Origin of the sequence: Kitasatospora sp. NPDC053057 (assembly GCF_044546945.1) — a bacterium.
In the GTDB taxonomy this organism is placed as follows: Bacteria; Actinomycetota; Actinomycetes; order Streptomycetales; family Streptomycetaceae; genus Kitasatospora.
This window is the reverse complement of record NZ_JBITZP010000003.1, coordinates 279,331-304,929: the sequence shown is the minus strand read 5'-3', so window position 1 is coordinate 304,929 and position 25,599 is coordinate 279,331. Positions and strand designations below refer to the sequence as shown.

Here is a 25,599-nt window from a genome sequence, read left to right as displayed (position 1 = left end):
CGGCGCACGTCGAGCCGCATCGGGTCAGATCAGGTCAGATCAGGTCAGAAGAACACCGAACGCCGCTGCACCAGCAGCTGGTACAGGGTGTGCTGGATGGTCTCGCGCACCTCGTCGGCCAGGTCGAAGACCAGCATCGGGTCGTCCGCCGCCTCCGCCGGGTAGCCGTCGGTGGCGATCGGCTCGCCGAAGCGGATCGTCCACTTGGTCGGCAGCGGCAGCATCCCGAGCGGCCCCAGCCACGGGAAGGTCGGCGTGATCGGCACGTACGGCAGGCCGAGCAGCCGGGCCAGCGTCTTGACGTTGCCGATCATCGGGTAGGTCTCCTCCGCCCCGACGATCGAGCAGGGCACGATCGGCACCTTCGCCCGCAGCGCCGAGGAGACGAAGCCGCCGCGGCCGAAGCGCTGGAGCTTGTAGCGCTCGGAGAACGGCTTGCCGATGCCCTTGAAGCCCTCCGGCCAGACCCCGACCACCTCGCCGCGCTCCAGCAGTGCCTGGGCGTCCTCGTTGCAGGCCAGGGTGTGGCCGGCCTTGCGGGCCAGTTCGTTGACGCCCGGCAGCACGAAGACCAGGTCTGCGGCGAGCATCCGCAGGTGCCGGTGGTGCGGGTGGTGGTCGTGGATGACCACCTGGGTCATCAGGGCGTCCAGCGGGAGGGTGCCGGAGTGGTTGGCGACGATCAGCGCGCCGCCCTCGGCCGGGATGTTCTCGATCCCCTGGACGTCGATCCGGAAGTACTTCTCGGCCAGCGGGCGCAGCAGCGAGAGCAGCACCTCCTCGGTGAGCTCCCGGTCGAAGCCGAACTCGTCCACCTCGTAGTCGCCGGTGATCCGCCGGCGCAGGAAGGCCAGTCCCTCGGTGGCCCGGCCCTCCCAGCCCTTTCCGAACAGCCGGGTGGCCGCCGGGCCGAGCTGCCCGGACAGCGCCCCGCCGACGGCTCCGGCGAGCCGGTCGGCCAGGCCGGGGCCCTCGGGCGAACTCCAGCTGGGGGCGGACTCGATCGGGATGACCTTGGCCTCACCCGGCGCGTTCTCGGCGGCGGCACTCATCGCGGGTTCAGCTCCTCGGGCGGTGGGGGCGGTTCGGTACGGCGTCGGGTACGGCGGCCGGGGCTTCCGGGTCGAGCAGGGCGGCCAGCCGGTCGGTGACGGCGGCCAGCCGCTCGGGCGGCAGCAGGCCGGGGCCCTGGGCGGCGGCGAAGTCGGCGAAGGCCTCCGGAGTGCTGAACGCCGGACGGTAGCCGAACACCTCCCGCAACCGGGTGGTGTCCACCACCCGGCCGTGGGTGAGCAGCCGCAGCTGCTCCGGCGAGACGTCCACCAGCCGGGTCTGCCGCGCCAGCACGGCCATCCAGCTGATCGCGGGCAGCAGCAGCGGCAGGGTGGGGCGGCCGAGCCGGCGGGCGCACTGGGAGAGCAGCAGCACGCCCTCGCCCGCCACGTTGAAGGTGCCGGTGTTGACGGTGCCCGGCTCGGGCTCGTCGACGGCCCGGCAGAGCACCGCGACCGCGTCGTCCTCGTGCACGAACTGCAGCCTGGGGTCGTAGCCGAGCACGGTCGGCAGCACCGGTAGCGCGAAGTACTCGCTGAGCGGGGTGTCCGCGCCCGGGCCGACGATGTTGGCGAAGCGCAGCACCGTCACGGCGACGTCCGGGCGGCGTCGGGCGAAGCCGCGCACGTAGCCCTCGACCTCGGCCGCGTCCTTGGCGAAGCCGCCGCCGGGCGGGTCCTTCGGCTGGATCCGTTCGCTGAACACCGCCGGGTCGCGGGGCGCGGAGCCGTAGACGCCGGTGGTGGACTTCACCACCAGCCGGCGCACCCCGGGGGCCTTCTGGCAGGCGCCGAGCAGCTGCATGGTGCCGATGACGTTGGACTCCTTCACCGCGGAGCGGTTGGTGGAGCCCAGGCCGGTGGCGCTGACGCTGAGGTGCACCACGGTGTCCACCCGGTGCTCGGCGATCACCCGGGAGACCGCCGGGCGGCGCAGGTCGAGCTGGTGGAAGGTGTACGGCGCGGCCGGGCCGTCCGGCTCCTCGACCGGCAGCCGCGGCGGCTGCACGTCCACGCCGACGACCCGGTCCACCCCCGGCCGGCTACGGACCTCGGCGGCGAAGCGGGCACCGAGATGGCGTGCCACGCCGGTGACGAGCACGACCACGCCCACGGTGCTGCACCCCATTCCCTCGACCCGAGCGGCCTGCGTGCACCGTACCGCGCCGCCCCACCGGGCCGTGAAACGACACCGCCCGCCCAGGCACGAAGCCTGAGCGGGCGGTGGAAGCGCTGGGCGCGCTGGGCGCGGCCGGGGGCGCTTACTTCTTGTTGCGACGCTGAACGCGGGTGCGCTTGAGAAGCTTGCGGTGCTTCTTCTTGGCCATACGCTTGCGACGCTTCTTGATGACAGAGCCCACGGAACAACCCTCGCTCACTGAGACTCTCGTCCGTGAGAGACGGAGTCCATACGACTGACGTGAGGGCCTAGCCTACCGTCCGCGTGGCCGGGGCTGTAAATCGCACTCCCGGCAGCCGGGAAACTCCCGGGAAATCCGGGGCGAACGGGGGCGTGTCCACGGCTGCGGACCCGCCCCCGCCCGGCCTGTCGGCTACGCGCTCTCGAGCCGTACGTACGACTCCTTGAGGTACTCGTGCACCGCCTGCTGGGGCACCCGGAAGGACCGTCCGACCCGGATGGCCGGCAGCTCTCCGCTGTGCACCAACCGGTACACCGTCATCTTGGACACCCGCATGACCGCGGCGACCTCGGCCACGGTCAGGAAGACGACTTCCTGCAGGGGGCGCTCGACGGAACTCATGACCATCACCCGACCCTTAACCCGTGTGCAAGGCACCGGCTTCCCCTCCGGTGACTCCACCGGCACACGTGTATCCCCAGAGTAGTTATGGGTGGTACCAGTGGGAAGAGGGTAGATGCAGTCCTCGTACGGTGAGAGATAGGACTGTTGCAGTACGTAGTCACTCGGCGGATCGCACCAGTGGGCGTACGCCCCGCCCGGCGGGCGCGCGGCCGGGGTGGCGGATTCAGGCCAGCAGACCGTGGTGGGGGAACACCGCGCGGCGGCCGGCGAGGATGGCCTGATCGAGTCGGTCCGCCGGATCGTAACCCGAGTCGAAGTCGCGCCAGGCCGGGCGCGCGCCGTCGGTCATCCGCAGCGGGGCGGGGCGGCGGGTGCGGCGGTAGACCTCGGCCCGCCAGGCCTCGGGGGTCTCGGTGGCCGGGTCGACGGGCCGGCCGGCGGCGGTGGCGACCAGGTGGGTCCAGGTGCGCGGGACGACGTCCACCACCGCGTAGCCGCCGCCACCGGTGGCCACCCAGCGGCCGCCGGCGTGCCGGTGGGCCAACTCGTGCAGCTCCTCGGCGATCAGCCGCTGGGCGTCCACGGTGACGGCGAGGTGGGCGAGCGGGTCCTCCAGGTGGGTGTCCGCGCCGTGCTGGGTGACCAGGACCTGCGGCCGGAAGGCTTCGAGCAGCTCGGGCACCAGGGCGTGGAAGGCCCGCAGCCAGCCGGCGTCGCCGGTGCCGGCCGGCAGCGGCAGGTTGGCGGCGGAGCCGGGGGCGTCCGGGCCGCCGGTCTCGGTGGGCCAGCCGGTCTGCGGGAAGAGGGTGGCCGGGTGCTCGTGCAGCGAGACGGTCAGCACCCGGGGGTCGTTCCAGAAGGCCTCCTGGACGCCGTCGCCGTGGTGGACGTCCACGTCGACGTAGGCGACCCGCTCGGCGCCGAGTTCGAGCAGCCGGGCGATGGCGAGGGCCGGGTCGTTGTAGATGCAGAAGCCGGAGGCCTTGCCGGGCATCGCGTGGTGCAGTCCGCCGGCGAAGTTGACGGCGTGCGGGGTCTCGCCGCGCCAGACCGCCTCGGCGGCGGCCACCGACTGACCGGCGATCAGCGCGGAGGCCGAGTGGACGGCCGGGAAGGACCAGTTGTCGTCGGTGCCGAGCCCGTGTCCGGGGTCCGACTGCTCGGGGTGCGCGGCGGCGTGCTTGACCGCCTCGACGTACTCCCGGGTGTGCACCAGTTGCAGGGTGGACTCCCCGGCGGCCGGCGCGGAACGGACGGTCACCCCGGGCCCGGCGGCCAGCCCGAGGGCCTCGACCAGGCGCATGGTGAGCGCCAGCCGGGTCGGATCCATCGGGTGGCCGGGGCCGAAGTCGTAGGCGGTGACGGCCTCGTCCCAGAAGAGGTGCAGGCCGCAGGGGGTGTCACGCTCGGCTTCGGGCATGGCCTCCACCGTAGTGGGTGGGGGCGGACAGGCGGCGGTCAGGGCTCGCCGCGGGGAGGCTCAGGGGGTGCCTTGCGGATCTCTGCCGGGTCCGCGCCGTCACGTGGCGGCGGGTACCGCCGCCGGTGCCGGGGCGAAGCGCTCGGCCAGCGGCAGCACGGCGAGCACCAGCAGCATCGGGGCGAGCAGCGCCCAGCGGTACGAGCTACCGTCCGCGATCGCCCCGACCAGCGGCGAACCGACCAGGAAGCCCACGTAGTTGAAGAGGTTGAGCCGGGCCACGGCGGCGTCCGAGTCGGCCGGGAACAGCCGGCCACCGGCCGCGAACACCTGCGGGATGATCGCGCAGATGCCGAAGCCGAGCACGGTGAACGAGGCGATTCCGGCCCAGGCCGTGGGGGCCACCGCGGCCAGTCCGAAGCCGAGCGCGGCCAGCGCGGCGCCCCCGCGCACCACGGCGACGGCGCCGAAGCGCTGCACCGCACGGTCGCCCAGGGCTCGGCCGAGCAGCATCGCGACCATGTAGCCGAGGTAGGAGAGCTTGGCCAGGTCCTCGCGGGTGCCCAGGCCGTCGGTGAGGTACTTGACGCTGTAGTTGGAGACCGAGGCGTCCGCGATGTACGCGCAGGCCATCGCCAGGCACAGCGGCAGCAGCGGGCGCCACGGGATGGACCGGGCGGCGGCCTCGGCGGCCTCCCGGACGGCGTCGCCGAGTTCGGCCGGTCCGGCGAAGAGGGTGCCGGTCAGCACCGCGAGCGGGGCGATCACCGCGCCGGCCGTGCCGAACAGCACCGGCAGCCCCAGGTCGTAGTGCGAGCCGAGGCCCGCGATCGCCGCGCCGAGGATGCCGCCGAGGCTGAACGCGGCGTGGAACCCGATCATGATCGAGCGGCCGTAGCGGTGCTGCAGGCCCACCCCCAGCATGTTCATGCTGGCGTCCAGCGCTCCCACCAGCAGCCCGAACGCGCCCAGGGCGATGGCGAGTTGCCACAGCGAGTCGCCCAGCCCGGCGCCCGCCAGGCTGAGGCAGATCGCCGGCTGGACGACCCGCAGCACGGCCCGGGCGCCGGTGCGCTTGACCAGCTGCTCGGAGAGGATCGAGCCCACCCCGGCCAGGATCGGCACCGCGGCCAGGAAGACGGGCAGCAGCCCGTCGCTCAGCCCGTACCGGTGCTGGATCTCCGGGATGCAGGTGACCAGCAGCGCGAAGGTGGTGCCCTGGAGCAGGAAGCTGACCGCGAGCGCGGCCCGCCCGACGCGCAGGCCGGGCGTCAGCGGGGACGGGACGGGCTGCACGGACGGCGCGGCACTCATGCGGGAACCTCGCTACTGGCCGGTACGGACGACGGTGGCCGAGAGCGTAGGGGCTGCGCCGCGATTGCGGGAGGGGTCGCGCGCGATCATTTCCCGCCGGAGGCCAGCTCCCGGGAGCGGTCCCGGGCCGCCTCCAGGGCGCCCAGTAGCGCGGCCCGCACCCCGTGGTTCTCCAGCTCGCGGATCGCCGCGATGGTCGTACCGGCCGGGGAGGTGACGGCCTCGCGCAGCTTCACCGGGTGCTCGCCGGAGTCGCGCAGCATCACCGAGGCGCCGATCGCGGACTGCACGATCAGGTCGTGCGCCACCTGCCGGGGCAGGCCGAGCAGGATGCCCGCGTCCGTCATCGCCTCCACCAGGAAGTAGAAGTAGGCCGGGCCGGAGCCGGACAGCGCGGTGGCCGCGTCCTGCTGGGACTCCGGCAGCCGCAGCGCCTTGCCGACCGAGCTGAAGATCTCCTCGGCACGCGCCAGGTGCTCCTCCCGCGCGTGCGAGCCGCCGGAGATGACGCTCATCCCCTCGTCCACCAGCACCGGCGTGTTGGGCATCACCCGGACCACCGGGGTGCCGGCCGCCAGCCGCTCCTCGAACCAGGCGGTCGGGATGCCGGCCGCCGCCGAGATCACCAGCCGGTCCGGGCTGATGTGCGGGGCCAGCTCCTCCAGCAGCGTGCCCATGTCCTGCGGCTTGACCGCGAGGATCAGGGTGTCGGCCAGCTTGGCGGCCTCGGGGTTGGAGGCGGCCACCACGCCGTAGCGGGCGGCGAGTTCGGCCGCGCGCTCGGGCCGGCGGGCGGTCACCAGGACGTCCGACGGGGCCTTGCCGGCCCGCAGCAGACCGGAGAGCAGGGCCTCCCCGATCTTGCCGGTGCCCAGGAAGGCGATCTTCTGTCCGGGTGCTGCGCTGCTGCCCATGGTCCGCTCCTAGCCTAGGTACTGCGGCCATCCTCGCACCGCGCGGCGGCACCCGTCAGGACCGTCCGGTCCGTGGTCCGCGGGCTCCGGGAAGGCCGTTGCCCCTAGGGAGAAAACTCGGGGGTTTCCCCTATGGCCTCCGGGCCCGGCCAGGCGCACCGTGGAGCCATGGCACACGACGGAATGTCCCGACGAGAGAACCGGCAACTCGCCGTCGCCTCGGCGACGGTGGGCCCGTGGCGGACGGCCGCGGGAGTCGGTGCGGTGGTGGGGGCGACGGCCCTGGGGATCGAGGCGATCTCCGGTGACTGGTCGCTGAGCATGCTGGCCGAACCGGCCGGCTGGGGCCTGTTCTTCTTCTTCCTGGTCGGCTGGGCCGGCAACCAGCTGCGCCGGGACGGCGACGACCGGCGGCTGAAGCGGTGGGCGCAGGAACACCCGTGGCAGTCGGCGCTCCCGGCGGCCGGCGGGCTGCTCGTGCTGAACACGGTGGCGCAGATGTTCCTCGGCGACGAGGGTCTGTTCGGCGCGCTCCTCCTGTCGCTCATCCCGGCCGCCGTCCTGATGGGGATCGCCGGGGTGGTGCACGGGGTGAAGCAGGCCCGCGGCAAGGGCTGACGGGCCATTTCCGGACAAAGAGTGGTGAACCCCGCGGCCCCGCACACTGGTCCACCACAAGGTGCGCCCCCGCTCAACGGATCGTCACACCCCGTCGGCATACTGGCGCGATGCCGATAGCCGAAGATCCGGAACCGCGTCCCTCCGAGGGCGGTGAGCCGGGCGGGTCCGACCTGTCCGGAGCGGGCGGGAAGGACCCGTTCGCAGACCTCGTCCTGGACGAGGAGTTCGTCCGCGCCGCCACCGTCAAGGAGCAGTCCGGACGCACCCGGATGCTGGCCGCCCGCTGGAAGCACACCCCGCCGGTCGACCCGGGCGGCCGCCGCTCGGTCAACGACGGCCCGGCTGCGCCCAAGCGCCGGTTCGGGCGCAGGCCCAAGCTGCAGGTGGTCGATCCCTGGGGCAACCCGCGCCCGGCCAAGCGCCGGGGCGGCCGGTGGCGCACCCCGCTGCTGGTGCTGCTGACCGTCGCGGGGCTGCTCGCCTCGCTCAACGTCAACGCGATCGGCAACTGGGTCTCCGGCCACGGCTCCTCGAAGGCCGACGCCACCGCGCCCACCGTCGCCCCGGAGACGGCCCGGCCGACGACGGCTCCGCCGTCCGTCGATCCGAAGCAGCCCACCGTCGCGCACCCGTGGGTGGGTTCACCGGCCGAGGGCTGGCCGTCCGGCGCCGCGGGCATCGAGGTGCCCCAGGCGCGGGCCGTCGGGGCCTTCGACGAGGAGCAGGTCGCCGCCCAGTTGAAGCTGGTGAAGGACTTCCTGGTGGCCTCGAACCTCGACCCCCGGGTGACAGCCGGTGGGCGGCCCGACGCGGCGCTCGCGATGATGGACACCAAGGCGCAGGAGAAGCCCGCCCGGAGCCTCGACACCCCCTCCCAGGAGACCAACCCGACCTGGTGGTTCTCCCGTTTCGACGCCCGTGACGCGATCCCGGTCGACGACACGGTCAAGGTCCAGGGCTGGACGAAGCTGGACGATGACGGCGACGGCGGTGTCCTGGTGCACACCGACTACACCTTCGTGTACGCGCTGCGCCCCGGCCCGGAGGCCGCGAAGCTCGCGGCGGAGGAGCCGACCGATGCCCCGCGTCCGAGCACGTCCACGGCACCCGGCAGCGCCACGGCGAAGCCGGTGAGCTGGACGGTCACCTCGGCCGCGGACGTCGCGGGCGACACCTGGACCACCCGCACCATCGTCCGCCGGGAGACAGACTTCCGGTTCTACGACCCGGCCAAGTACCGCAACAACCCGAAGAAGATCAACATCGGCAGGTCCGACAGCTTCGCGGGCAACAGCTCCTGCACGCTCTACGACGGGTTCTTCCACCCGGCCTTCGCCCAGTTCGACCGTCCCCACCCGGAGCGGACCGGGCCGACCACCGACCCGTACGACCACAGCAAGGACCTGGACGGCGGTTCCGGCTGCAAGACGCTCAGCCGCGGGTGACGGTCAGCGCCTGCGCTTCGCGCCGGGTCGGCCGCTACGGCCGGCCCGGCGCTTGCCGTACTGCTCGACGGCCCGCTCGTGGGCGGCCCGCCTGACCCCCTCGCCGGGCGCCTCGACCAGGCTGCGGGCGAAGTAGGCGGCCAGGCTGCCGGCCCCGCCGATCAGCCAGACGGCGCCGAGCGACTTGTCCTCGGCCATCCAGCCGGTCAGCCGGTCCCTGCCCTCGGTGAGCACCTTCCAGGTGCGCCGGACGGACATCATCGAGCAGACCGCGATCGCGGCGGTCAGCAGGCCGTTCAGGAAGCCGCCGTTGTCGGAGAGCGCGACGCCCTCGACGCCGAAGCGCAGCACCAGCGCGGCGGCGGCGGTGGCGACCAGGGCGCCGGCCGAGACGCCGACCCGGCGCAGCCAGTAGCCGTTGTCCCGGTTGACCCAGGTGGTGCCGAAGAAGCGGATCGGCTCCGGCTCGGGGGCGCCGGCGGGCTTGGGGGCGGGGGTGGGGGGCTGCTCGCTCACGTCGTCGATTATCACCCGATTGCCACGGACGACGGAGGAGCCGTCCCGGACCGCGGGACGGCTCCTCCTGGTACCAACCGGATCTCGCCGGGCTCAGCCGAGCTTGCCGACGTCCCGGACGGCACCCTTGTCGGCCGAGGTGGCCATCGCCGCGTAGGCCCGCAGCGCCTGGCTGACCTGGCGGTCACGGTTCTTCGGCCGGTAGCCGTCCCCGGCCTCCAGCGCGCGGCGGCGCTCGGCCAGGACCTCGGCCGGCACCTCCAGGGAGATCGTCCGGGCCGGGATGTCGATGGCGATGGTGTCGCCGTCCTCGACCAGGGCGATGGTGCCGCCGGAGGCGGCCTCCGGGGAGGCGTGGCCGATGGACAGGCCCGAGGTGCCGCCGGAGAAACGGCCGTCGGTGATCAGCGCGCAGGCCTTGCCGAGGCCGCGGCCCTTGAGGAAGGACGTCGGGTAGAGCATCTCCTGCATGCCGGGGCCGCCCTTGGGGCCCTCGTAGCGGATGACGACGACGTCGCCCTCCTTGACCCGCTTGGCGAGGATCGCCTCGACGGCGTCCTCCTGGGACTCGCAGACCACCGCCGGGCCGCTGAAGGTCCAGATCGACTCGTCGACGCCGGCGGTCTTCACGATGCAGCCGTCCTCGGCGAGGTTGCCGTACAGCACGGCGAGGCCGCCCTCGACCGAGTAGGCGTGCTCGACGCTGCGGATGCAGCCGTTGGCGGCGTCGGTGTCCAGCGACTCCCAGCGCTCGGACTGCGAGAAGGCCTCGGCGGAGCGCTTGCAGCCGGGTGCGGCGTGCCACAGCTCGACGGCCTCGGCGGAGGGCGAACCGCCGCGCACGTCCCAGGTCTTGAGCCACTCGGCGAGCGAGTCGGAGTGCACGGTGTGGACGTCCTCGTTGAGCAGCCCGCCCCGGTACAGCTCGCCGAGGATGGCCGGGATGCCACCGGCCCGGTGCACGTCCTCCATGTAGTACGCGCCGTTGGGCGCGACCTTGGAGAGGCAGGGCACCTTGCGGGAGATCGCGTCGATGGCCCGCATGTCGAAGTCCAGCTCGGCCTCCTGGGCGGCGGCGAGCAGGTGCAGGATGGTGTTGGTCGAGCCGCCCATGGCGATGTCCAGGGCCATGGCGTTCTCGAAGGCGGCGCGGTCGGCGATCGCGCGCGGCAGCACCGAGGCGTCGTCCTGGCCGTAGTGGCGGTTGGCGATCTCGACGACCGTCTGCCCGGCCTTCTCGTACAGCGCCCGGCGGGCGGTGTGGGTGGCGAGCACCGAGCCGTTGCCGGGCAGCGAGAGGCCGATCGCCTCGGTGAGGCAGTTCATCGAGTTGGCGGTGAACATGCCGGAGCAGGAGCCGCAGGTGGGGCAGGCGTTCTCCTCGATGATCGCGATGTCCTCGTCGGAGACGTTCTCGTTGACCGCCTGGGAGATCGCGTCGATCAGGTCCAGCTTGCGCACGGTGCCGTCGACCAGGGTGGCCTTGCCGGCCTCCATCGGGCCGCCGGAGACGAAGACGGTCGGGATGTTGAGGCGCAGCGCGGCCATCAGCATGCCGGGGGTGATCTTGTCGCAGTTGGAGATGCAGATCAGCGCGTCGGCGCAGTGCGCGTTGACCATGTACTCGACCGAGTCGGCGATCAGGTCGCGCGAGGGCAGCGAGTAGAGCATGCCGCTGTGGCCCATCGCGATGCCGTCGTCCACGGCGATGGTGTTGAACTCGCGCGGGATGCCGCCCGCCTGCTTGATCGCCTCGGAGACGATCCGGCCGACCGGCTGGAGGTGGGTGTGGCCGGGGACGAACTCGGTGAAGGAGTTGGCGACCGCGATGATCGGCTTGCCGAAGTCCTCGCGGGCTACGCCGGCGGCCCGGAGAAGCGCCCGGGCGCCTGCCATGTTGCGACCGTGGGTGACCGTACGGGACCTCAGCTCGGGCACTGTGCTCCACTCCTTCGGGGCTCTCGACGGCTCCCCGCGGGAGAGGGAGGTGTGGGGGGCCGCTGGTGGCTTCCGAGCCTACGCCCGCCGTCCGGCCGCCGGACAGTCCGTCCGGGATGCGGGCAGGAGGAACCACCCCCCGAGGTCCCTTGAGGTCAGCCGGGCTTGACGGCCACGGTGAGGTCCAGGATGAAGGGCTCGACCACGACGCCGTCCGGGAAGTCGGCGCGCAGGGCCTCCCGTTCGGCGGCCAGGACAGGGACGCGCTCCTCGGGGGTGAGGGAGGCCATGAAGGAACGGGAGGTGAGGTCGGTGAGCACGTGCTCGACGCTGACCTGCCGCTCCCAGCGCAGCCGGGCGTGCCCGAGCGCCAGCCCGGCCGGGGCGAAGTGGCCGGTGTGCTCGGTGATCCGGCCGTAGCCGTGGTAGCGGCCGGGCAGCGCGGCGATCAGCCGCTCCGCCCGGGCCCGGACCCAGGGCACGGTCTCGTCGGGCACGTTCCACCAGGCGGCGAGCGCGCCGCCGGGCCGCAGCACCCGGACCGCCTCCGGGACGGAGCACTCGGGGCGGGTCCAGTGGAAGGCCTGGGCGTAGCCGATCAGGTCGGCGGAGCCGTCGTGGAAGGGCAGGTCGTCGCCGTTGCCGCGGACCAGTGGGAGCTGCGGCGAGGCTGCCAGGAACTGGGCGGCCATCCCGGCGTACGGCTCGACGGCGATCACGTCCGCGCCGCGGGCGGCCAGCAGCCGGGTCGCGATGCCGGTGCCGGCGCCGACGTCCAGGACCCGGGCCCCCTTGAGGCTTCGGCCCCAGAGCCGCTCCAGCTCGTGGAACAGCTCGTCCGGGTAGCTGGGGCGGGCCCGGTCGTACTCGGCGGCCACCGAGCCGAAGCTCTGGGCCAGTTCACGGAAGTTGTCGAGCTCGCTGTAAAGCCGGTCGTTCGTCACCGATCCCCCTCCGTAAGGAAGTTCGCGCCCCCGCGGGCCCTGGCTCAGCGTACGCGCGAGGGGGTGGCCAGGTGCAAGCGGGTGAAGGCGAGGGCCTCGGCCAGATCGGCCTCGCGTTCGGCGGGGGACGCGGCGCGCCGGGTGTTGACCTCCAGCACCACGTGGCCGTCGAAGCCGGTGCGGGCGAGGTGCTCCAGGAACTCGGCGCAGGGCTGCTTGCCCCGGCCCGGGATCAGGTGCTCGTCCTTGCCGGAGCCGCTGCCGTCGGCCAGGTGGACGTGGGCGAGCCGGTCGCCCATCCGCTCGGCCATGGCGAAGGCGTCGATCCGGGAGGTGGCGACGTGCGAGAGGTCGATGGTGAAGTGCCGGTAGTCCTCGTCGGTGACGTCCCAGCCGGGCGAGTAGGCCAGCACCTCGCGGTCGCGGTAGCGCCACGGGTACATGTTCTCGACGGCGAAGCGGACGTCGGTCTCGCCCGCCATCCGGTTGATGCCCTCGACGAACTCCCGGGCGTACTGCCGCTGCCAGCGGAACGGCGGGTGGACGACGACGGCGCTCGCGCCGAGCTTCTCGGCCGCCGCCCGGGCCCGGACCAGCTTGGTCCACGGGTCGGTGGTCCACACCCGCTGGGTGATCAGCAGGCAGGGCGCGTGCACGGCCAGGATCGGCATCTGGTGGGCGTCGGAGAGCCGGCGCAGGGCCTCCAGGTCCTGGCTGACCGGGTCGTTCCAGACCATCACCTCGACCCCGTCGTAGCCGAGCTTGGCGGCCAGCTCGAAGGCGACGGCGGTGCTCGCCGGGTACACCGAGGCGGTGGACAGCACCACCTTGGTGTCCGGGATGTGCAGGGCCGGGTGCTGGGGCAGCACCAGCCGGTCGGTGGTGCGCAGCAGGGGTGGGCGGGCGGCGTCGCGCTTGGCGGCCTTGACCGAGCGGACGGACTGGACGGCGGCCTTGGCGGCGCCGGCGGCCCGGGCGGTGCGGGTCTCCTTGGGCGGCTGCCGGGGGGTCTCGGGCTTCTTCGCGGTCCTGTCCGCGGTCTTGCCCACGGTCTTGTCCGCGGTCCTGTCCGCGGTCGCGGCGGTGGGTTCCGTCGTCTTCTTCGCGGCCTTCTTCGCGGTGCGCTGGGCCGCCTTGACGGCCTTCACGGCCTTGGTGGCCTTGGTGGCCTGAGCCGCGGTGGCGCTCTTGACCGCCTTGCCGAGCGCCGCCTTGCCGAGCCGACCGCGCGGGCCCGCCGGCCGCGGCTGCCCGTCCGCTCCGGGAGCGCGGCCCTCCTGCGTTCCGTCCTCGCCCGCTGGTTGCACCACGGGAGACAGCGTAAGCGGAGCACGCACCGAACGGGGCGGGATGCCGGGCGGAGTGACCATCGGCACGCCCGGGCGGCCGCGCCTGCGGGGTGAGCCGCGCCTACGGAGTGAGCACGGGCCGGCGCTCGGTGGGGCTGTCCATCGCGTCCAGCCGGCGCAGGATGATGCCCTCGCGCAGCGCCCAGGGGCAGACGTCCAGCTCCTCCAGGCCGAACAGGTCCATCGCCGCGTCGGCGACCAGCGCCCCGGCCAGCAGCTGCTTGGCCCGGCCCTCGGAGACGCCGGGGAGCTGCGCGCGCTCGGCGACGGTCATCGTGGACAGTCGCGGCAGCCACGCGGACAGTCCGCTGCGGGTGAGCCGGCGGTCGGCGTACGGGCCGGCGTCGGCGGGGGCGGCGCCGGTCATCCGGGCCAGCTGCTTGAAGGTCTTGGAGGTGGCGACGGCGTGCCGCGGCGGCCCGAGCCGGGAGATCTCGCCGACCACGTGGGCGATCTCGGCCCGGATGTGCCGCCTCAGCTCGCGCAGTCCGTCCGGGTCGGCGACCTCCCCGGGCAGCCAGCGGGCGGTCAGCCGACCGGCGCCCAGCGGCAGTGAGCAGGCGACGTCCGGCTGCTCGTCCAGGCCGCAGGCGATCTCCAGCGAGCCGCCGCCGATGTCCAGGTTGAGCAGCCGGCCCGAGGACCAGCCGAACCAGCGGCGGACGGCCAGGAAGGTGAGCCGGGCCTCGTCCTGTCCGGAGAGCACCCGCAGTTCGACCCCGGTCTCGTCGGCGACCCGGCGCAGCACCTGTTCGCCGTTGGCGGCCTCGCGCACGGCGGACGTGGCGAACGGCAGGATGTCGACCACGCCCTTGTCCTCGGCGACCCGCAGCGAGGAGGCGACGTGCCCGATCAGCCGCTCGACCCCGGCCTCGCTTATCGCGCCGGACTCGTCCAGCAGCTCGGCCAGGCGCAGCTCGGCCTTGTGCGAGTAGGCGGCGAGCGGGGCGGCACCCGGATGGGCGTCCACCACGAGGAAGTGGACCGTGTTGGAACCTACGTCGAGCACACCGAGTCGCATAACTCTCCACGCTACGCGATTCGGGCGTGGAGCAGATCGGTTGTCACGGTATTCGCGCTGGTCCAGGTCGTTCCCAACCGTTCCGGGTGCGATCGCCGACCGTTGCTCGGTGATCGTCGCTCAGTGGCCGCGGGGTCCGGTCCGGTGCTCGGTGCGGCAGTTGGCGTCCACCCAGCGGCGGGCCGGGCCCGGGGTGTCGGTGATCAGACCGTCGGCATCCCGGTCGGTCATCAGCTGCCAGGCCTCCTCACCGTCCAGCGTCCAGACGTAGACCTCTCGCCCGGCCTTGCGCTCGGCGGCGATCCGGGCGGCGCTGGCCAGGCCGGTGTCCAGGGCGATCCCGTTCAGCTTCAGGTCCTTCGGGTCCTCGGCGATCCCGCCGCTCTGGATCAGCACCACCGGCAGGGCGGGCGCCACGGCGTGGGCCTGGCGTAGGTGGTCGACCGAGAAGGAGTAGAGGACGACGTGCGCCTTGCTGCCGGCCGCGATCCGGGCGATCCGGGCGACGTCCTCGGCGCGCTGCCACTTGATCTCCATCAGCAGCGTGGCGCTGCTGCCGGAGAGCCGCTTCAGCAGTTCCTCCAGGGTCGGGACGGACTGGGCCGGGCCGGGGCCGACGGTCACCCGCAGGGCGGCGACCTGGGCGGCGGTCAGGTCGGCGACGGCGCCCTTGCCGTTGGTGGTGCGGTCCACGGTGGGGTCGTGCATCAGCACCGGGACGCCGTCCCGGGTGGTCTGGACGTCCGTCTCCAGCCAGTCGGCGCCCTGATCGAGGGCGGCCTCGAAGGAGGCCATGGTGTTCTCGGGCGCGTTGAACGGCGCACCCCGGTGGCCGATCACCACCGGGGACCCGCACACCGGCGGCGCGACGGCCGAACGGGCCTGCCGCGCCGGGCCGCCGCCCGCGGCGCAGCCGGCGGCCAGGACCGCGAGCGCGGCGAGGAGGGCCGTTCGGGCGGCGCGGGGCGGGGCGGTCACGGCTCGGTGCTCCAGCTGCTGCTTCGGGTCGCTCGGGTCGCTCGGGTCGCTCGGGTCGCTCGGGTCCTGGGCTCGTCTGGTTCGTGGTCATCTGACAGTTCCGACAACTCCGCGCCGGTGTCCGGTTCCCGGATCCGTCGCCCGAGGTCGGATCAGAGCAGACCGTCCCACAACTGTTCCACGATGACGGCCCACCAGTTCTCCGGATCGCCGTAGACCGTACCGTCCAGCTCCGCCAGCCCCCGCTGCAAGGCGTCCACCGCAGCGCCCGCGGCCGCCGGGTCCAGCCCGCGCAGGGTGGGCCACCAGCCGGCGAACAGCTCCAGGCAGCGGGCGAAGGCGCGCAGGTCGGCGTTGCAGTGGCGGGCCGTCGCGTAGTCGGGGTCCACCGCCCGGACGGCGCCCGTTCCGGCGTCCAGGGTGATCAGCGCCCAGCCGTCCGTGCCCAGCACCAGCTGCCCGGCGAGCCCCGACCGCTCCCGCTCGGCCACTCGGGTGCCGCGGCCCAGCGCCGCGAGGTGCGGGGCGAGCGGCGGCAGGACGGTGCCCGGGCGGGAACCGTCCGCGATCGCCTCCACCCCCGGGTGGTGCAGTGCGAAGAACCCGTCCACCGCCTTCGGCACACCGGCCGACAGCAGCAGCGCGGCCGCGTCCCCGGACAGCTCCGCACGCGCCGTGTCCGCCGGGTCGAAGCGCTGCACGCCCGCCGGGCCGAAGCGCCGGACCAGCCGCTCCGCCAAGGCGGCGTCCGACTCCGCCGGCAGCGGCGGCGCGGCGCGGGGGAACGGCACCCGGTTACGGCCCGGCCCGTCCGGCGAGGCGGGCAACTCCCGTACGGCGGCCGCCCGGTGGTCGAAGCGCGGCCCGTACGGCAGCTCGAAGTCCAGCCGGGCGTGCGGCAGTTCGGCCGCCAGCGCGTACGACCAGTAGCCGCCGGGCAGCGCGCTCAGCCGCAGGTCGGTCCGCACCGCCAGCACGTCCTCGGCCGGGATCCCCTGCTCCCGCAGCCACCACCAGCCGCGCAGCGCCGGGTGCGGCAGACCGGCGGCCGAACGCAGCGCCAGCTCATGGGTCGCACCGGTGCCGTCCCGGTACGTCAGCTCGGCCCGGGCGCCCCGGCCGGTGGCCGGCGGCCTGGTCGGGTCGTAGCCGCCCGCGCCCACGAAGTCCCGGTAGAGCCCGACCACTTCGTCCACCGGCACCGACGGCCACACCGTGAACCGCCCGCTCTCCCGGTCCACCACGGCACACGCGGCGCCCACCTCCCCGGGCGCCCGCCGCTCCCCGCTCCGCGGATCCACCTCCACCCGCGGCGGCTGCGCCCACACCACCCACCCGAGCTCGAACTCGTGCGCACACACCCGACGCACCGCCCCGGCCCCCTGCGGCAGATCCCCGTTGATCCACCGATGGCCCGCCTCCACCGCCTGCGCCCGCGAGATCACCCGTCCACCCCCGTCAACTCCGACTCCGAACCCCACCATCATCCAGCCCCGCCACACGGCCGTCAGTTCGGGCCGAAGACCTCGATGCGGCATTTCGCGGCACCGCCGCGTTCGATCCTCGCGTCAGACCCACGCCCGGGCCGCCGTGGGGCGGCCCGGCCGTGGCAGTGGGGAGGGATCAGGCGGCGGCCAGATCGAGGGGGCGGCCTTCCGGGGTGAGGGCGATGGCCCACAGGCCCTGGGCGGCGGGGTGGAGGGGGGTGGGGCTGTGGCGGGCGAGCTGGTGGTCGAGATAGGTGACGGTGTCCTGGTGGTTGACCGCGTTCCAGGCGTGGGGGCGGCCGTAGGCGTCGAGGGTGAGGAGGACGGCCTGGGCGCCGTGGCCGGCGCGGCGGAGTTCGTCGGTGAGGCGGGTGAAGGCCTGGCCGCCGTCGCCGAGGTCGCGGAAGGGGGCGCCGAGTTCGCGTTCGGCGCGGTCGCGGCCGCCGCGTTCGCCGGCGTCGCCCTCGGTGGGGATGCGCGGGGCCGCGCAGGTGGGGCGGCCGGTGTAGGTGTCGACGGCGGAGAGGGCGATCTCCAGGCTGTTGTTGGCCCGGCCGGGTTCGCCGTAGCCGCCCGCGTTGACGGCTTCGGCCCAGCCGCCGGCCGCCGGGTCGGGGTGGCGGAGGGGCAGGCCGTCCTCGTCGCGCGGCACCCGGCGTTCGAGTTCGGCCTGGTGCTCGGGGTCGACCGGGCCGAGCCCGCCGGGCAGGCCGTACGGGCGGCTGTCCGCGATGGTGCGCAGCCGGAGTTCCGGGTCCTCGGCGAGCGGGCCGCGCCGGGCGCGCAGGGCGAGCTGGAGGGCCATGGCGTGGGCGGTGGCGACCGGGACGGCGCCCCAGGCGAGGGTCGGGTCGGCGAGGGCGGCGGCGGTGTCCCGGCGGCGGCCGTCGGTGTGGTGCGGCTCGGGCCGGCCGATGACGGGTGTGGTGCCGACGATCGGCGGCTCGGCCGGGGCCGGGGGCGGGGCCGCGGGCCCGGGGGCGGCGCCCACCGGGGTGCGGGGCGCGCCCGGCCGGGCCTCGGTGCCGGGCTGGGGTCCGGCCACGGGGGCGCCGACGGGCGGGGACCCGGCCCCGGGTGTGCCCGTGCCGATGCCGCTGCCGAAGGGCGCGGCCACGTGCGCCGGGTACCCGGCGCCGGCCGCGAGCGGGCCCGGTCCGACGGTGCCCACGGTGCCGATCCCCGGGTAGCCGCCCGAGTAGGCCGGTGTCCCGAACTGCCCGGGCACGCCGACCACTCCGACCGGCCGGACGACCGACGGCGCGTCCGGGGCCGGGCCGTACGCCGGGCCGTACGCGGGGCCGTACGCGGGGCCGTACGCGGGAGCGCCGACGGACGGCTGGGCGGCGGGCGCGGGCGGTGCGCTCACCGAGTCGGTCCGTACGGTCACCGGCACGCTGCCGCCACCGCCGCCGTTGTGGGTGGGCGCCTGGAGCGGGTAGTCCCCGTCGGACCAGCTCGCCGCCACCGGTCCGCCGCCCTGGTGCGCGGCCACCCGTGCCGGCGACCAGTCGTCCCGCGCGGGCGGTGACCAGTCGGCGGCGGCCGTCACGGCCCGGTGCGAGCCGCTGTGGGAGGGGCCCGACGTCGTGACCGGTGCGGCGGCGACCACCGGATCGGCCGCCGAGGCCACGGACGGAACCGCGGACGGCCCAGCGGACGGGACCGCGGCGGGGTCCAGCACGGAATCCACGGCGGGGAGCGAGGCGGAGACCACGGACGGCGCCGCCGTCGGGTCCACCGGCGGCACCACGGCCGACGCCGTCACCGCACCGGGCACCTTGGGATCACCCTTGGCGTCGCGCGCGCCGGTGACGTCGGTGAGGTCGGCGAGCGGCAGCCCGTGCAGTTCCTTGCCCTGCTGGTCGGTGAGCACCGGCTGCCCGTGCTCGTCCAGCCGGACGGCCAGGTCGGCCACCCCGACCACCGGCTTGCCGTCCGGCCCGGTGACGACGAGCAGCCCGGCGGCGTCGGCCACCGGGGTGCCGTCGGAGCGCAGGATGACCGGTTTGCCGTCGGGGCCGAGGACGGGCTGCCCGTGGTCGTCGAGCTTGACGCTGAGCCCGGGCACGCCGACCAGGGGTTTGCCGTCCCGTCCGGAGAGGACGATCAGTCCGGTGCCGTCCTTGCCGAGCACGCCGGGCTCGCCGAGGGCGGCGGGCAGTCCGGCGGCGAGCGGGTCGAACCCGCCCTTGGTGCGGTAGGAGGCGGTGGTGACGCCCGTGCCGGGCGCGGTGCCGAGCCGTAGCAGGGCGACGGCGGCCGGCTCCTTGAGCGCGGTGGCCAGGGCGTCCTTCATGCTGCGGCCGAGTTCGGCGAGCAGCCCGGCGATCTTCAGTGCGGCGGTCTCCACCGCGACGGCCTCGACGCCTGCGGCGACCTGGGTGGTGGCCGCGTTCTTCACGCTGTCCGCGAAGCCGGCGACGGACTTCTCCAGCCCGCCGAAGACCCCGGTCTGCCCGGTCTGCCCGGTCTGCCCGGCGCTCCTGGCGACCACGGCCGCGGTCTGCTGGACCTTGGCGGCCTGCTCCTGGGCCTGCTTGAGCTCGGCGGCCAGGTTCTGCAGGGTGGCGATGATCTCGGCCTTGCAGCCGTCGACGGCCTGGGCGGCGGCGTCGAAGGCGGTGGCGATCAGCCCGACGGCGGTGTGCGCGTCCTGCAGGTGGCCCTTGCCGCCGTCGCTGTACGTCCGCCAGTACGCGGTGAACGAGTCGACGGCGTGACCGGAGTTGTCGGCGGCCACCCGCTGGACGGACTCCCCGCCGCGCCGGGTGATCCGGTCGGCCTCGGCGGCGAACTCCCGCCAGTGCGCGGCCGCCTTGCGCAGGGCCTCCTCGTCGGCCTGCGGCCACGGGTGGCCGGTCCTGGTCAGGAGCGGGACCAGTTCCTCGGGCAGTTTCCGGGACACGTGCTTCTCCCCCTTCGAGCCGGGCCGTTCAGACCGACATGTCCTGGGGGACGGCCGGTGCCGCCCCCGGGGTTGCCCCGGATCCCGAATAGACCGCCGGCCGGGCGACGGACCCCGGCGGGCCGGCCACCGGCGCGCCCGTCGAAGGATCCGGACTCCCCCCGAACCCGTCCGCCGTCGAGGTGTCGGTGTCCGTGGTCCGTGCCGCCATCGTGTGCAGCCCGGCGCCGACCTGCCCGACCTGGCCGGCCAACGCCCGCAGCCCGCCCATGAGTTCACCGTGCGCCGGGCCGTACACGGCGGCGAAGGCGCCGCCCGGCTGGTCGGTGCCCCAGGGCGCGCCGAGCACGGCGAGGCCCTTCTCCAGGGTGCTCACCGCCTTACCGAGTTCGCGCCCGAGCTTCTCGAACTCCCGCCCCTCGCCGTGCAGTTCCCACGGCTTGATGACGAACGCGCCGCTCCCGCCGTCGGACGTCCCGGTGCTGCCGCCTGCCATCCCCGTACCTCCCCGTAGCGGACTGGCCGCCATCCTAGGCACCCGCCCGCCCCGGCCCGCACGGACAGTCGGACCTCTTCACCCCGCCTTCACGCCGCCCCGAGCCCGCCCGGCGCCCGTCCGAAGCCCACCCGGCGCCCGTCCGAAGCCCACCCGAAGCCCGCCACCAGCAGCGCCCACCGGCCCGAAAGCCCCCGCGAAGCTCTACCCTTGCCGGGTGGCACCAGCAGAAACGTCCAAGAAGAAGGCCAAGGCGAAGCCCGAGGCCTCCCCCGCCCCCGTCGACCTCGCGATGCCGACCCTGCGCCGCGAGATCCCGCGCGACGAGGTCCCGCTCGACTTCCCGCGCGCCTGGGTCGAGTTCGCCGACCCCGCCGACGAGGAGCAGGTCTTCCGCTGCGACCTCACCTGGCTGACCTCCCGCTGGTCCTGTGTCTTCGGCCAGGGCTGCCACGGCATCCGCGAGGGCCGCGGCGAGTCGGACGGCTGCTGCACCCTGGGCGCCCACTACTCGGACGAGGACGACGAGAAGCGCGTCCTGGGGCACGCGGCGCGGCTGACGCCCGAGCTGTGGGAGAACTTCGCCGAGGGCACCGACGCCAAGGGCCGGATCAGGTCCGACGGCGGCGTGACCATGCTGGACGAGGACGGCGACCGCCAGACCCGCCGGGTCAACGGCGCCTGCATCTTCGTGAACAGCCCCGGCTTCGCGGGCGGCGCCGGCTGCGCCCTGCACGCGCTCGCCCTCAAGGAGGGCCGGGAGCCGCTGGAGACCAAGCCGGACGTCTGCTGGCAGCTGCCGATCCGCCGCACCTACGACTGGATCGACCGCCCCGACGACACCCGCTACCTCCAGGTCTCGATCGGCGAGTACGACCGCCGCGGCTGGGGCCCGGGCGGCCACGACCTGCACTGGTGGTGCACCGGCGCCCCGGCCGCGCACCAGGGTGCGGAGCCGGTGTACGTCAGCTACCGCCCCGAGCTCACCGAGCTGATGGGCAGGAAGGCGTACGAGGTGCTGGCCCGGCTGTGCGAGGAGCGGATCGCCACCAAGGGCGACCGCAAGGTGGCCCCGCACCCGGCGGACCCGGTCAAGAAGTCCAAGAAGAAGGACTGAGCCGAGTCCTACTTGTCGATGTCCCCGACCACGAAGAACATCGACCCCAGGATCGCCACCATGTCCGCCACCAGCGTCCCCGGCAGCAGCTCGGTCAGCGCCTGGATGTTGTTGAAGGACGCCGAGCGCAGCTTGAGCCGCCACGGCGTCTTGTCACCGCGCGAGACCAGGTAGTAGCCGTTGATCCCGAGCGGGTTCTCGGTCCACGCGTAGGTGCTGCCCTCGGGTGCCTTGAGCACCTTGGGCAGCCGCTGGTTGACCGGGCCGGGCGGCAGGGTGGCGATCTTGTCGAGGCAGGCGTCGGCGAGGTCCAGCGCGTTGAGGGTCTGCTCCAGCAGGCACTCGAAGCGGGCCAGGCAGTCGCCCTCCTCGCGGGTGACCACGGTGAGCACCTGCCGCAGTTCCTCGGAGCCGTACGCGAGGTAGGGCTCGTCGCGGCGCAGGTCGAGGTCGAGGCCGCTGGCCCGGGCGATCGGGCCGCTGACCCCGTACGCCTCAGCCTGGGCCCTGGTGAGGACGCCGACGCCGGCGGTGCGGGCGCGGAAGATGTCGTTGCCGAGGACGAGGTCCTCGAAGACCGGCATCTGCGAGCGGACGGTGGCGACGGCGGTGCGGACCCGGCCGAGCCAGCCGGCCGGGAGGTCCTCCTTGAGGCCGCCGACCCGGTTGAACATGTAGTGCATCCGGCCGCCGGAGGCCTCCTCCAGCACGTGCTGGAGGTCCTCGCGGCCGGTGAAGGCGTGGAAGATCGGGGTGATCCCGCCCAGTTCCAGCGGGTAGGAGCCGAGGAACATCAGGTGGTTGAGCACCCGGTTGAGCTCGGCGAGCAGGGTGCGGAGCCACACCGCCCGCTCGGGGACCTCCATGCCGAGCATCCGCTCGACGCCGAGCACGACGCCGAGTTCGTTGGAGAAGGCGGAGAGCCAGTCGTGCCGGTTGGCCAGCATGATGATCTGCCGGTAGTCGCGGGCCTCGAACAGCTTCTCCGCGCCCCGGTGCATGTAGCCGATCACCGGCTCGGCGGTGACGATCCGCTCGCCGTCGAGCAACAGGCGCAGGCGCAGCACGCCGTGGGTGGCCGGGTGCTGCGGGCCGATGTTGAGCACCATGTCGGTGGTGCCCGCCTCGCCGGTGAAGTTCTCGGCTCCCGCCCCGATGCCGACCGTGGTCTCCCTCATGACCCCAGAGTCTGCCATCCCGGCAGAGGCTCCAAGCTTTCCGGTACCGGCATGCGGACGGCCTGCAAGACCCACCCGAAGCCGCCCAGCCCCGCCGGGTCGGTGAGCTCGGCCCCCTCCCCCGCGCCACTCAGCGCCCGCAGGTACGCCGCCGGGTCGGTGGAGGCCAGCGTCAGCGGCGGGCGCCCGCCGCTGACCCCGAGCGCGCGCAGGGCCTCGCGCTGGGTTGTCCACAGGCTGTGGAGACCGGGCACGGCGATGGAGTCCAGCGCGACGTGCGCGGTCACGTCGCAGGAGCCGTCCGGCACCGGGGCCACCTCCCGGCCCTCCCGGAAGCCCGCGTGGGTGCCGAAGAACGGTCGCCGGTTCGCCGTGTGCCCGTAGTCGACGGCGACGGCCAGTCCGCGCTCCAGCCCGGCCACGGCCCGCGCCCAGGCGGCGTCCCGGGGCCCGCCGAACTCCACGAAGTCCCCGGGGTGCTCGACCGGCCACCAGCGCTCGGCCCAGGCCGCGTCCGCCGCCGAGACCGGCTCACCGAACCGCTCCTCACCGGTCGCGGTGTCCACCTCGACGTAGCGCAGCACCCCGTCCTCGTCCACCTCCCCGGCGTCCAGCGGCACGTTGTCCAGCCACTCGTTGGCGAACAGCAGCCCGGTCACGCCGCGCGGCGGCTCCGTCGTCCACAGGGCTGTGGACGAAAGGCCGTCGGGCCGCTCCGCGAGCTCCACGCCGTACGGGCGCAGCCGGGCGAGCACCTCGCCGGGCAGTTCGGCCAGCACGCCGGTCAGCAGTTCCCCGCGCCCGGCCCCGACGTCGACCAGGGCCAGCTCCTCCGGACGGCCGAGGGCCTCGTCAACCTCCAGCAGCAGCCGGGCCACCGCACGGGCGAACCTGGGCGAGGCGTGCACCGAGGTGCGGAAGTGCCCGGCCGGGCCCTCCGGCCTGCGGTAGAAACCGCCGTCCGGGTCGTACAGGGCCCGTTCCATGGCGGGCGCCCACCGCATCCAAGTCATGGGGCGGGACGCTACCGGGCCTCCGGGCCTCTCTGATAGAAGCGGGGGCCTCCCAACCGGAACCGGGACGTCTCCGACCTACGGAGTAGGACGGATCGCCCTACCGGCGGACCTGGGCACCTCGCACGACTGCCTAGGCTGGAGAGGTGCATCGACTCAACGCCTGGCTCCGCCGTCACCCCATGGTGGTCGACGCCGCCTGGGCGTCGATCGTGCTCTTCCTCGGCCTGCTGCCGGGCGACAACCTCCCCGACACCGGCTGGCGGCTCGACTCCGCGATCCTGGTCGCGGTGCTGCTGCCGCTGCTGATGGTCTTCCGCCGGCGCTTCCCCGACGTCACCGTCGCGGCCGCCGCCGGCGTCGCCGTCGGCCAGGTGGCCGCCGACATCGACCCGGGCGCCTCCTCCATCGCCTACCTGGTCTTCGCCTACACCGGCGCCGCCTTCGGCCAGAAGTGGACCTCCCGGCTCGCGCTGCTCGCCGGGCTCTCCGCCGGGCCGCTGGTGTTCTGGCGGATGCAGCCGATGAAGACCTCCGCCGACCACACCGGGATCTACGTCTCCCGTCCGTACGGCCTCGGCGAGGCGGTGCTGATCACCGTCCTGATGAGCACCCCGTTCATCCTCTGCTGGGCCTGGGGCCGGCTGACCCGGGTGCGCCGTGCCTACCTGACCGAGCTGGAGGACCGCGCGGCCCGGCTGGAGCGCGAGCGGGACGCCCAGTCCAAGGTGGCGGTCGCGGCCGAACGGGCCCGGATCGCCCGCGAGCTGCACGACGTGGTCGCGCACAACGTCTCGGTGATGATCGTCCAGGCCGACGGCGCCGCCTACGTGCTCGACAACTCCCCGCAGCAGGCGAAGGAGGCGCTCGGCACGATCGCCTCCACCGGACGGCAGGCCCTGGTCGAGATGCGCCGCCTGCTGGGCGTGCTGCGCACCGCCGACACCGCCGAGGAGTACGTCCCGCAGCCGGGCGTCGAGGAGCTGCCGGACCTCCTGGAGCAGGTCCGGACGGCCGGGCTGGCGGTGGACTACGCGACCTCCGGGCACCCGCGCGAGCTGCCGCGCGGCGTCGAGCTGACGGTCTACCGGATCGTCCAGGAGGCGCTGACCAACGTCCGCAAGCACGGTGGCCCCGACGCCCACGCCCGGGTCGCGGTCGACTTCGGTGAACGCGAGCTGGCCGTCCTGGTGGAGGACGACGGCCGCGGCAGCACCGACGAACAACTGGCCGCCGGCGGCGCGGACGGTCTGGGCCACGGCCTGATCGGCATGCGCGAGCGGGTCGGCATGGTCAGCGGCAGCCTCGACGTGGGCCCCCGCCCCGGCGGCGGCTTCCGGATCCGCGCCGTCCTCCCGCTCAAGGCGGCGCACTAACCCCCTCTTAGGAGCCCCCTTTGACCATCCGCGTGATGCTCGTCGACGACCAGGAGCTGCTGCGCACCGGCTTCCGGATGATCCTCCAGTCGCAGGGCGACATCGAGATCGCCGCCGAGGCGGGCGACGGCGCCCAGGCCCTGGAGCTGCTGCGGCACACGCCGGTGGACGTGATCCTGATGGACGTCCGGATGCCGCGCCTGGACGGGGTGCAGGCGACCCGCCGGATCTGCCTGGCCGCGGACGGCAGCCCGCTGCCGAACGCCCCGCACGTGCTCATCCTCACCACCTTCGACCTGGACGAGTACGCCTTCGCCGCGCTCAAGGCCGGGGCCAGCGGCTTCCTGCTCAAGGACGTCCCGCCGACCGAGCTGGTGGCCGCGATCCGCGCGGTGCACGGCGGGGACGCCGTGGTCGCCCCGACCACCACCCGCCGGATGATCGACCGCTTCGCCGAGGTGCTGCCCACCCCGCAGAGCGCGCCCGGCTCGGACGTCCTCGGCCGGCTGACCGAGCGCGAGCGGGAGGTGTTCCTGCTGGTCGCCCAGGGGCTGTCGAACGGCGAGATCGCGGCCCGGCTGGTGCTCTCCGAGGCCACCGTGAAGACCCACGTCGGCCGGATCCTGGCCAAGCTGGGGCTGCGCGACCGGGTCCAGGCCGTGGTGCTGGCCTACGAGGCCGGACTGATCCGGGCCGGGGCGGCGGACTGACGCGCCCGTACACTGGGGCGGTACGTCCGGTACCCG

The 25,599-nt window shown here is 74.0% G+C and carries 23 protein-coding genes; 5 read left to right on the top strand and 18 right to left on the bottom strand.

What is annotated here, in order from left to right; genetic code table 11:
* Nucleotides 1-44 precede the first annotated feature (44 nt).
* From ACIG5E_RS05985 to proC, 7 genes are all read right to left on the bottom strand, one after another.
* Nucleotides 45-1,052: a lysophospholipid acyltransferase family protein gene (locus ACIG5E_RS05985; protein WP_396531764.1), complete on the bottom strand. Its 1,008-nt coding sequence runs from the start codon at nt 1,050-1,052 to the stop codon at nt 45-47.
* A gap of 7 nt (nt 1,053-1,059) precedes the next feature.
* A complete protein-coding gene (locus ACIG5E_RS05980) occupies nt 1,060-2,166 on the bottom strand; it encodes an NAD-dependent epimerase/dehydratase family protein (protein ID WP_396531912.1) in 1,107 nt (368 codons plus the stop codon).
* Between the two features lie 148 nt (nt 2,167-2,314).
* A complete protein-coding gene (locus tag ACIG5E_RS05975) occupies nt 2,315-2,413 on the bottom strand; it encodes a 30S ribosomal protein bS22 (protein WP_003948845.1) in 99 nt (32 codons plus the stop codon).
* Nucleotides 2,414-2,605: 192 nt separating this feature from the next.
* Nucleotides 2,606-2,815, bottom strand: coding sequence for a helix-turn-helix domain-containing protein (locus tag ACIG5E_RS05970; RefSeq protein ID WP_045699258.1), 210 nt, complete (start codon nt 2,813-2,815; stop codon nt 2,606-2,608).
* A gap of 226 nt (nt 2,816-3,041) precedes the next feature.
* Nucleotides 3,042-4,238 (bottom strand): acetoin utilization protein AcuC, encoded by a 1,197-nt coding sequence (locus ACIG5E_RS05965; RefSeq protein WP_396531762.1) that lies wholly within the window; start codon nt 4,236-4,238, stop codon nt 3,042-3,044.
* A gap of 99 nt (nt 4,239-4,337) precedes the next feature.
* The gene (locus ACIG5E_RS05960; protein WP_396531761.1) at nt 4,338-5,552 is read right to left on the bottom strand and encodes an MFS transporter; all 1,215 of its coding nucleotides are present in this window, start codon (nt 5,550-5,552) and stop codon (nt 4,338-4,340) included.
* 86 nt (nt 5,553-5,638) lie between these two features.
* Entirely contained in the window at nt 5,639-6,466 is an 828-nt protein-coding gene (proC, locus tag ACIG5E_RS05955) for a pyrroline-5-carboxylate reductase (RefSeq protein ID WP_396531759.1), read from the bottom strand.
* Between the two features lie 168 nt (nt 6,467-6,634).
* Here proC and ACIG5E_RS05950 point away from each other — a divergent pair, with 168 nt between their 5' ends.
* Nucleotides 6,635-7,084 (top strand): hypothetical protein, encoded by a 450-nt coding sequence (locus tag ACIG5E_RS05950; RefSeq protein ID WP_396531757.1) that lies wholly within the window; start codon nt 6,635-6,637, stop codon nt 7,082-7,084.
* Between the two features lie 110 nt (nt 7,085-7,194).
* Nucleotides 7,195-8,532, top strand: coding sequence for a hypothetical protein (locus ACIG5E_RS05945; RefSeq protein WP_396531756.1), 1,338 nt, complete (start codon nt 7,195-7,197; stop codon nt 8,530-8,532).
* A gap of 3 nt (nt 8,533-8,535) precedes the next feature.
* Here ACIG5E_RS05945 and ACIG5E_RS05940 read toward each other — a convergent pair whose 3' ends face one another.
* The 9 genes from ACIG5E_RS05940 to ACIG5E_RS05900 all read right to left on the bottom strand — a co-directional run bounded on the left by ACIG5E_RS05940 (nt 8,536) and on the right by ACIG5E_RS05900 (nt 20,169).
* Nucleotides 8,536-9,048, bottom strand: a complete 513-nt coding sequence (locus ACIG5E_RS05940) for an EamA/RhaT family transporter (protein ID WP_396531755.1) — start codon at nt 9,046-9,048, stop codon at nt 8,536-8,538.
* Between the two features lie 93 nt (nt 9,049-9,141).
* Nucleotides 9,142-10,986 (bottom strand): dihydroxy-acid dehydratase, encoded by a 1,845-nt coding sequence (gene ilvD, locus ACIG5E_RS05935; RefSeq protein ID WP_396531754.1) that lies wholly within the window; start codon nt 10,984-10,986, stop codon nt 9,142-9,144.
* 155 nt (nt 10,987-11,141) lie between these two features.
* Complete coding sequence (locus tag ACIG5E_RS05930; RefSeq protein ID WP_396531752.1) at nt 11,142-11,930, bottom strand: class I SAM-dependent methyltransferase; 789 nt, start codon at nt 11,928-11,930, stop codon at nt 11,142-11,144.
* A gap of 44 nt (nt 11,931-11,974) precedes the next feature.
* Nucleotides 11,975-12,778, bottom strand: coding sequence for a sugar phosphate isomerase/epimerase family protein (locus tag ACIG5E_RS05925; protein ID WP_396531910.1), 804 nt, complete (start codon nt 12,776-12,778; stop codon nt 11,975-11,977).
* Between the two features lie 562 nt (nt 12,779-13,340).
* Complete coding sequence (locus tag ACIG5E_RS05920) at nt 13,341-14,300, bottom strand: Ppx/GppA family phosphatase (RefSeq protein ID WP_396531750.1); 960 nt, start codon at nt 14,298-14,300, stop codon at nt 13,341-13,343.
* Nucleotides 14,301-14,420: 120 nt separating this feature from the next.
* A complete protein-coding gene (locus ACIG5E_RS05915; RefSeq protein WP_396531748.1) occupies nt 14,421-15,278 on the bottom strand; it encodes a glycerophosphodiester phosphodiesterase in 858 nt (285 codons plus the stop codon).
* Between the two features lie 152 nt (nt 15,279-15,430).
* Nucleotides 15,431-16,723, bottom strand: a complete 1,293-nt coding sequence (locus ACIG5E_RS05910; RefSeq protein ID WP_396531746.1) for an SUKH-4 family immunity protein — start codon at nt 16,721-16,723, stop codon at nt 15,431-15,433.
* Between the two features lie 178 nt (nt 16,724-16,901).
* The gene (locus ACIG5E_RS05905; RefSeq protein ID WP_396531745.1) at nt 16,902-19,673 is read right to left on the bottom strand and encodes a toxin glutamine deamidase domain-containing protein; all 2,772 of its coding nucleotides are present in this window, start codon (nt 19,671-19,673) and stop codon (nt 16,902-16,904) included.
* 28 nt (nt 19,674-19,701) lie between these two features.
* Nucleotides 19,702-20,169, bottom strand: a complete 468-nt coding sequence (locus ACIG5E_RS05900; RefSeq protein ID WP_396531743.1) for a hypothetical protein — start codon at nt 20,167-20,169, stop codon at nt 19,702-19,704.
* A 292-nt stretch (nt 20,170-20,461) separates the two neighbouring features.
* Between ACIG5E_RS05900 and ACIG5E_RS05895 the strand changes: the two genes are divergently transcribed.
* Complete coding sequence (locus ACIG5E_RS05895) at nt 20,462-21,286, top strand: hypothetical protein (protein ID WP_396531908.1); 825 nt, start codon at nt 20,462-20,464, stop codon at nt 21,284-21,286.
* 8 nt (nt 21,287-21,294) lie between these two features.
* Here the strand turns inward: ACIG5E_RS05895 and ACIG5E_RS05890 are convergent, their stop codons facing one another.
* Both ACIG5E_RS05890 and ACIG5E_RS05885 read right to left on the bottom strand, forming a co-directional pair.
* Nucleotides 21,295-22,464, bottom strand: a complete 1,170-nt coding sequence (locus ACIG5E_RS05890) for an NADH-quinone oxidoreductase subunit D (RefSeq protein WP_396531741.1) — start codon at nt 22,462-22,464, stop codon at nt 21,295-21,297.
* The gene (locus ACIG5E_RS05885) at nt 22,461-23,477 is read right to left on the bottom strand and encodes an SAM-dependent methyltransferase (RefSeq protein WP_396531740.1); all 1,017 of its coding nucleotides are present in this window, start codon (nt 23,475-23,477) and stop codon (nt 22,461-22,463) included. The genes ACIG5E_RS05890 and ACIG5E_RS05885 overlap by 4 nt, the downstream gene beginning before the upstream one ends.
* Before the next feature lie 182 nt (nt 23,478-23,659).
* Between ACIG5E_RS05885 and ACIG5E_RS05880 the strand changes: the two genes are divergently transcribed.
* Both ACIG5E_RS05880 and ACIG5E_RS05875 read left to right on the top strand, forming a co-directional pair.
* Nucleotides 23,660-24,853 carry a sensor histidine kinase gene (locus ACIG5E_RS05880; RefSeq protein WP_396531906.1) on the top strand — a complete coding sequence of 398 codons (1,194 nt, stop codon included), beginning with the start codon at nt 23,660-23,662 and terminating at the stop codon, nt 24,851-24,853.
* A gap of 20 nt (nt 24,854-24,873) precedes the next feature.
* Nucleotides 24,874-25,563, top strand: a complete 690-nt coding sequence (locus tag ACIG5E_RS05875; RefSeq protein WP_396531738.1) for a response regulator — start codon at nt 24,874-24,876, stop codon at nt 25,561-25,563.
* The last annotated feature ends 36 nt before the right edge of the window (nt 25,564-25,599 follow it).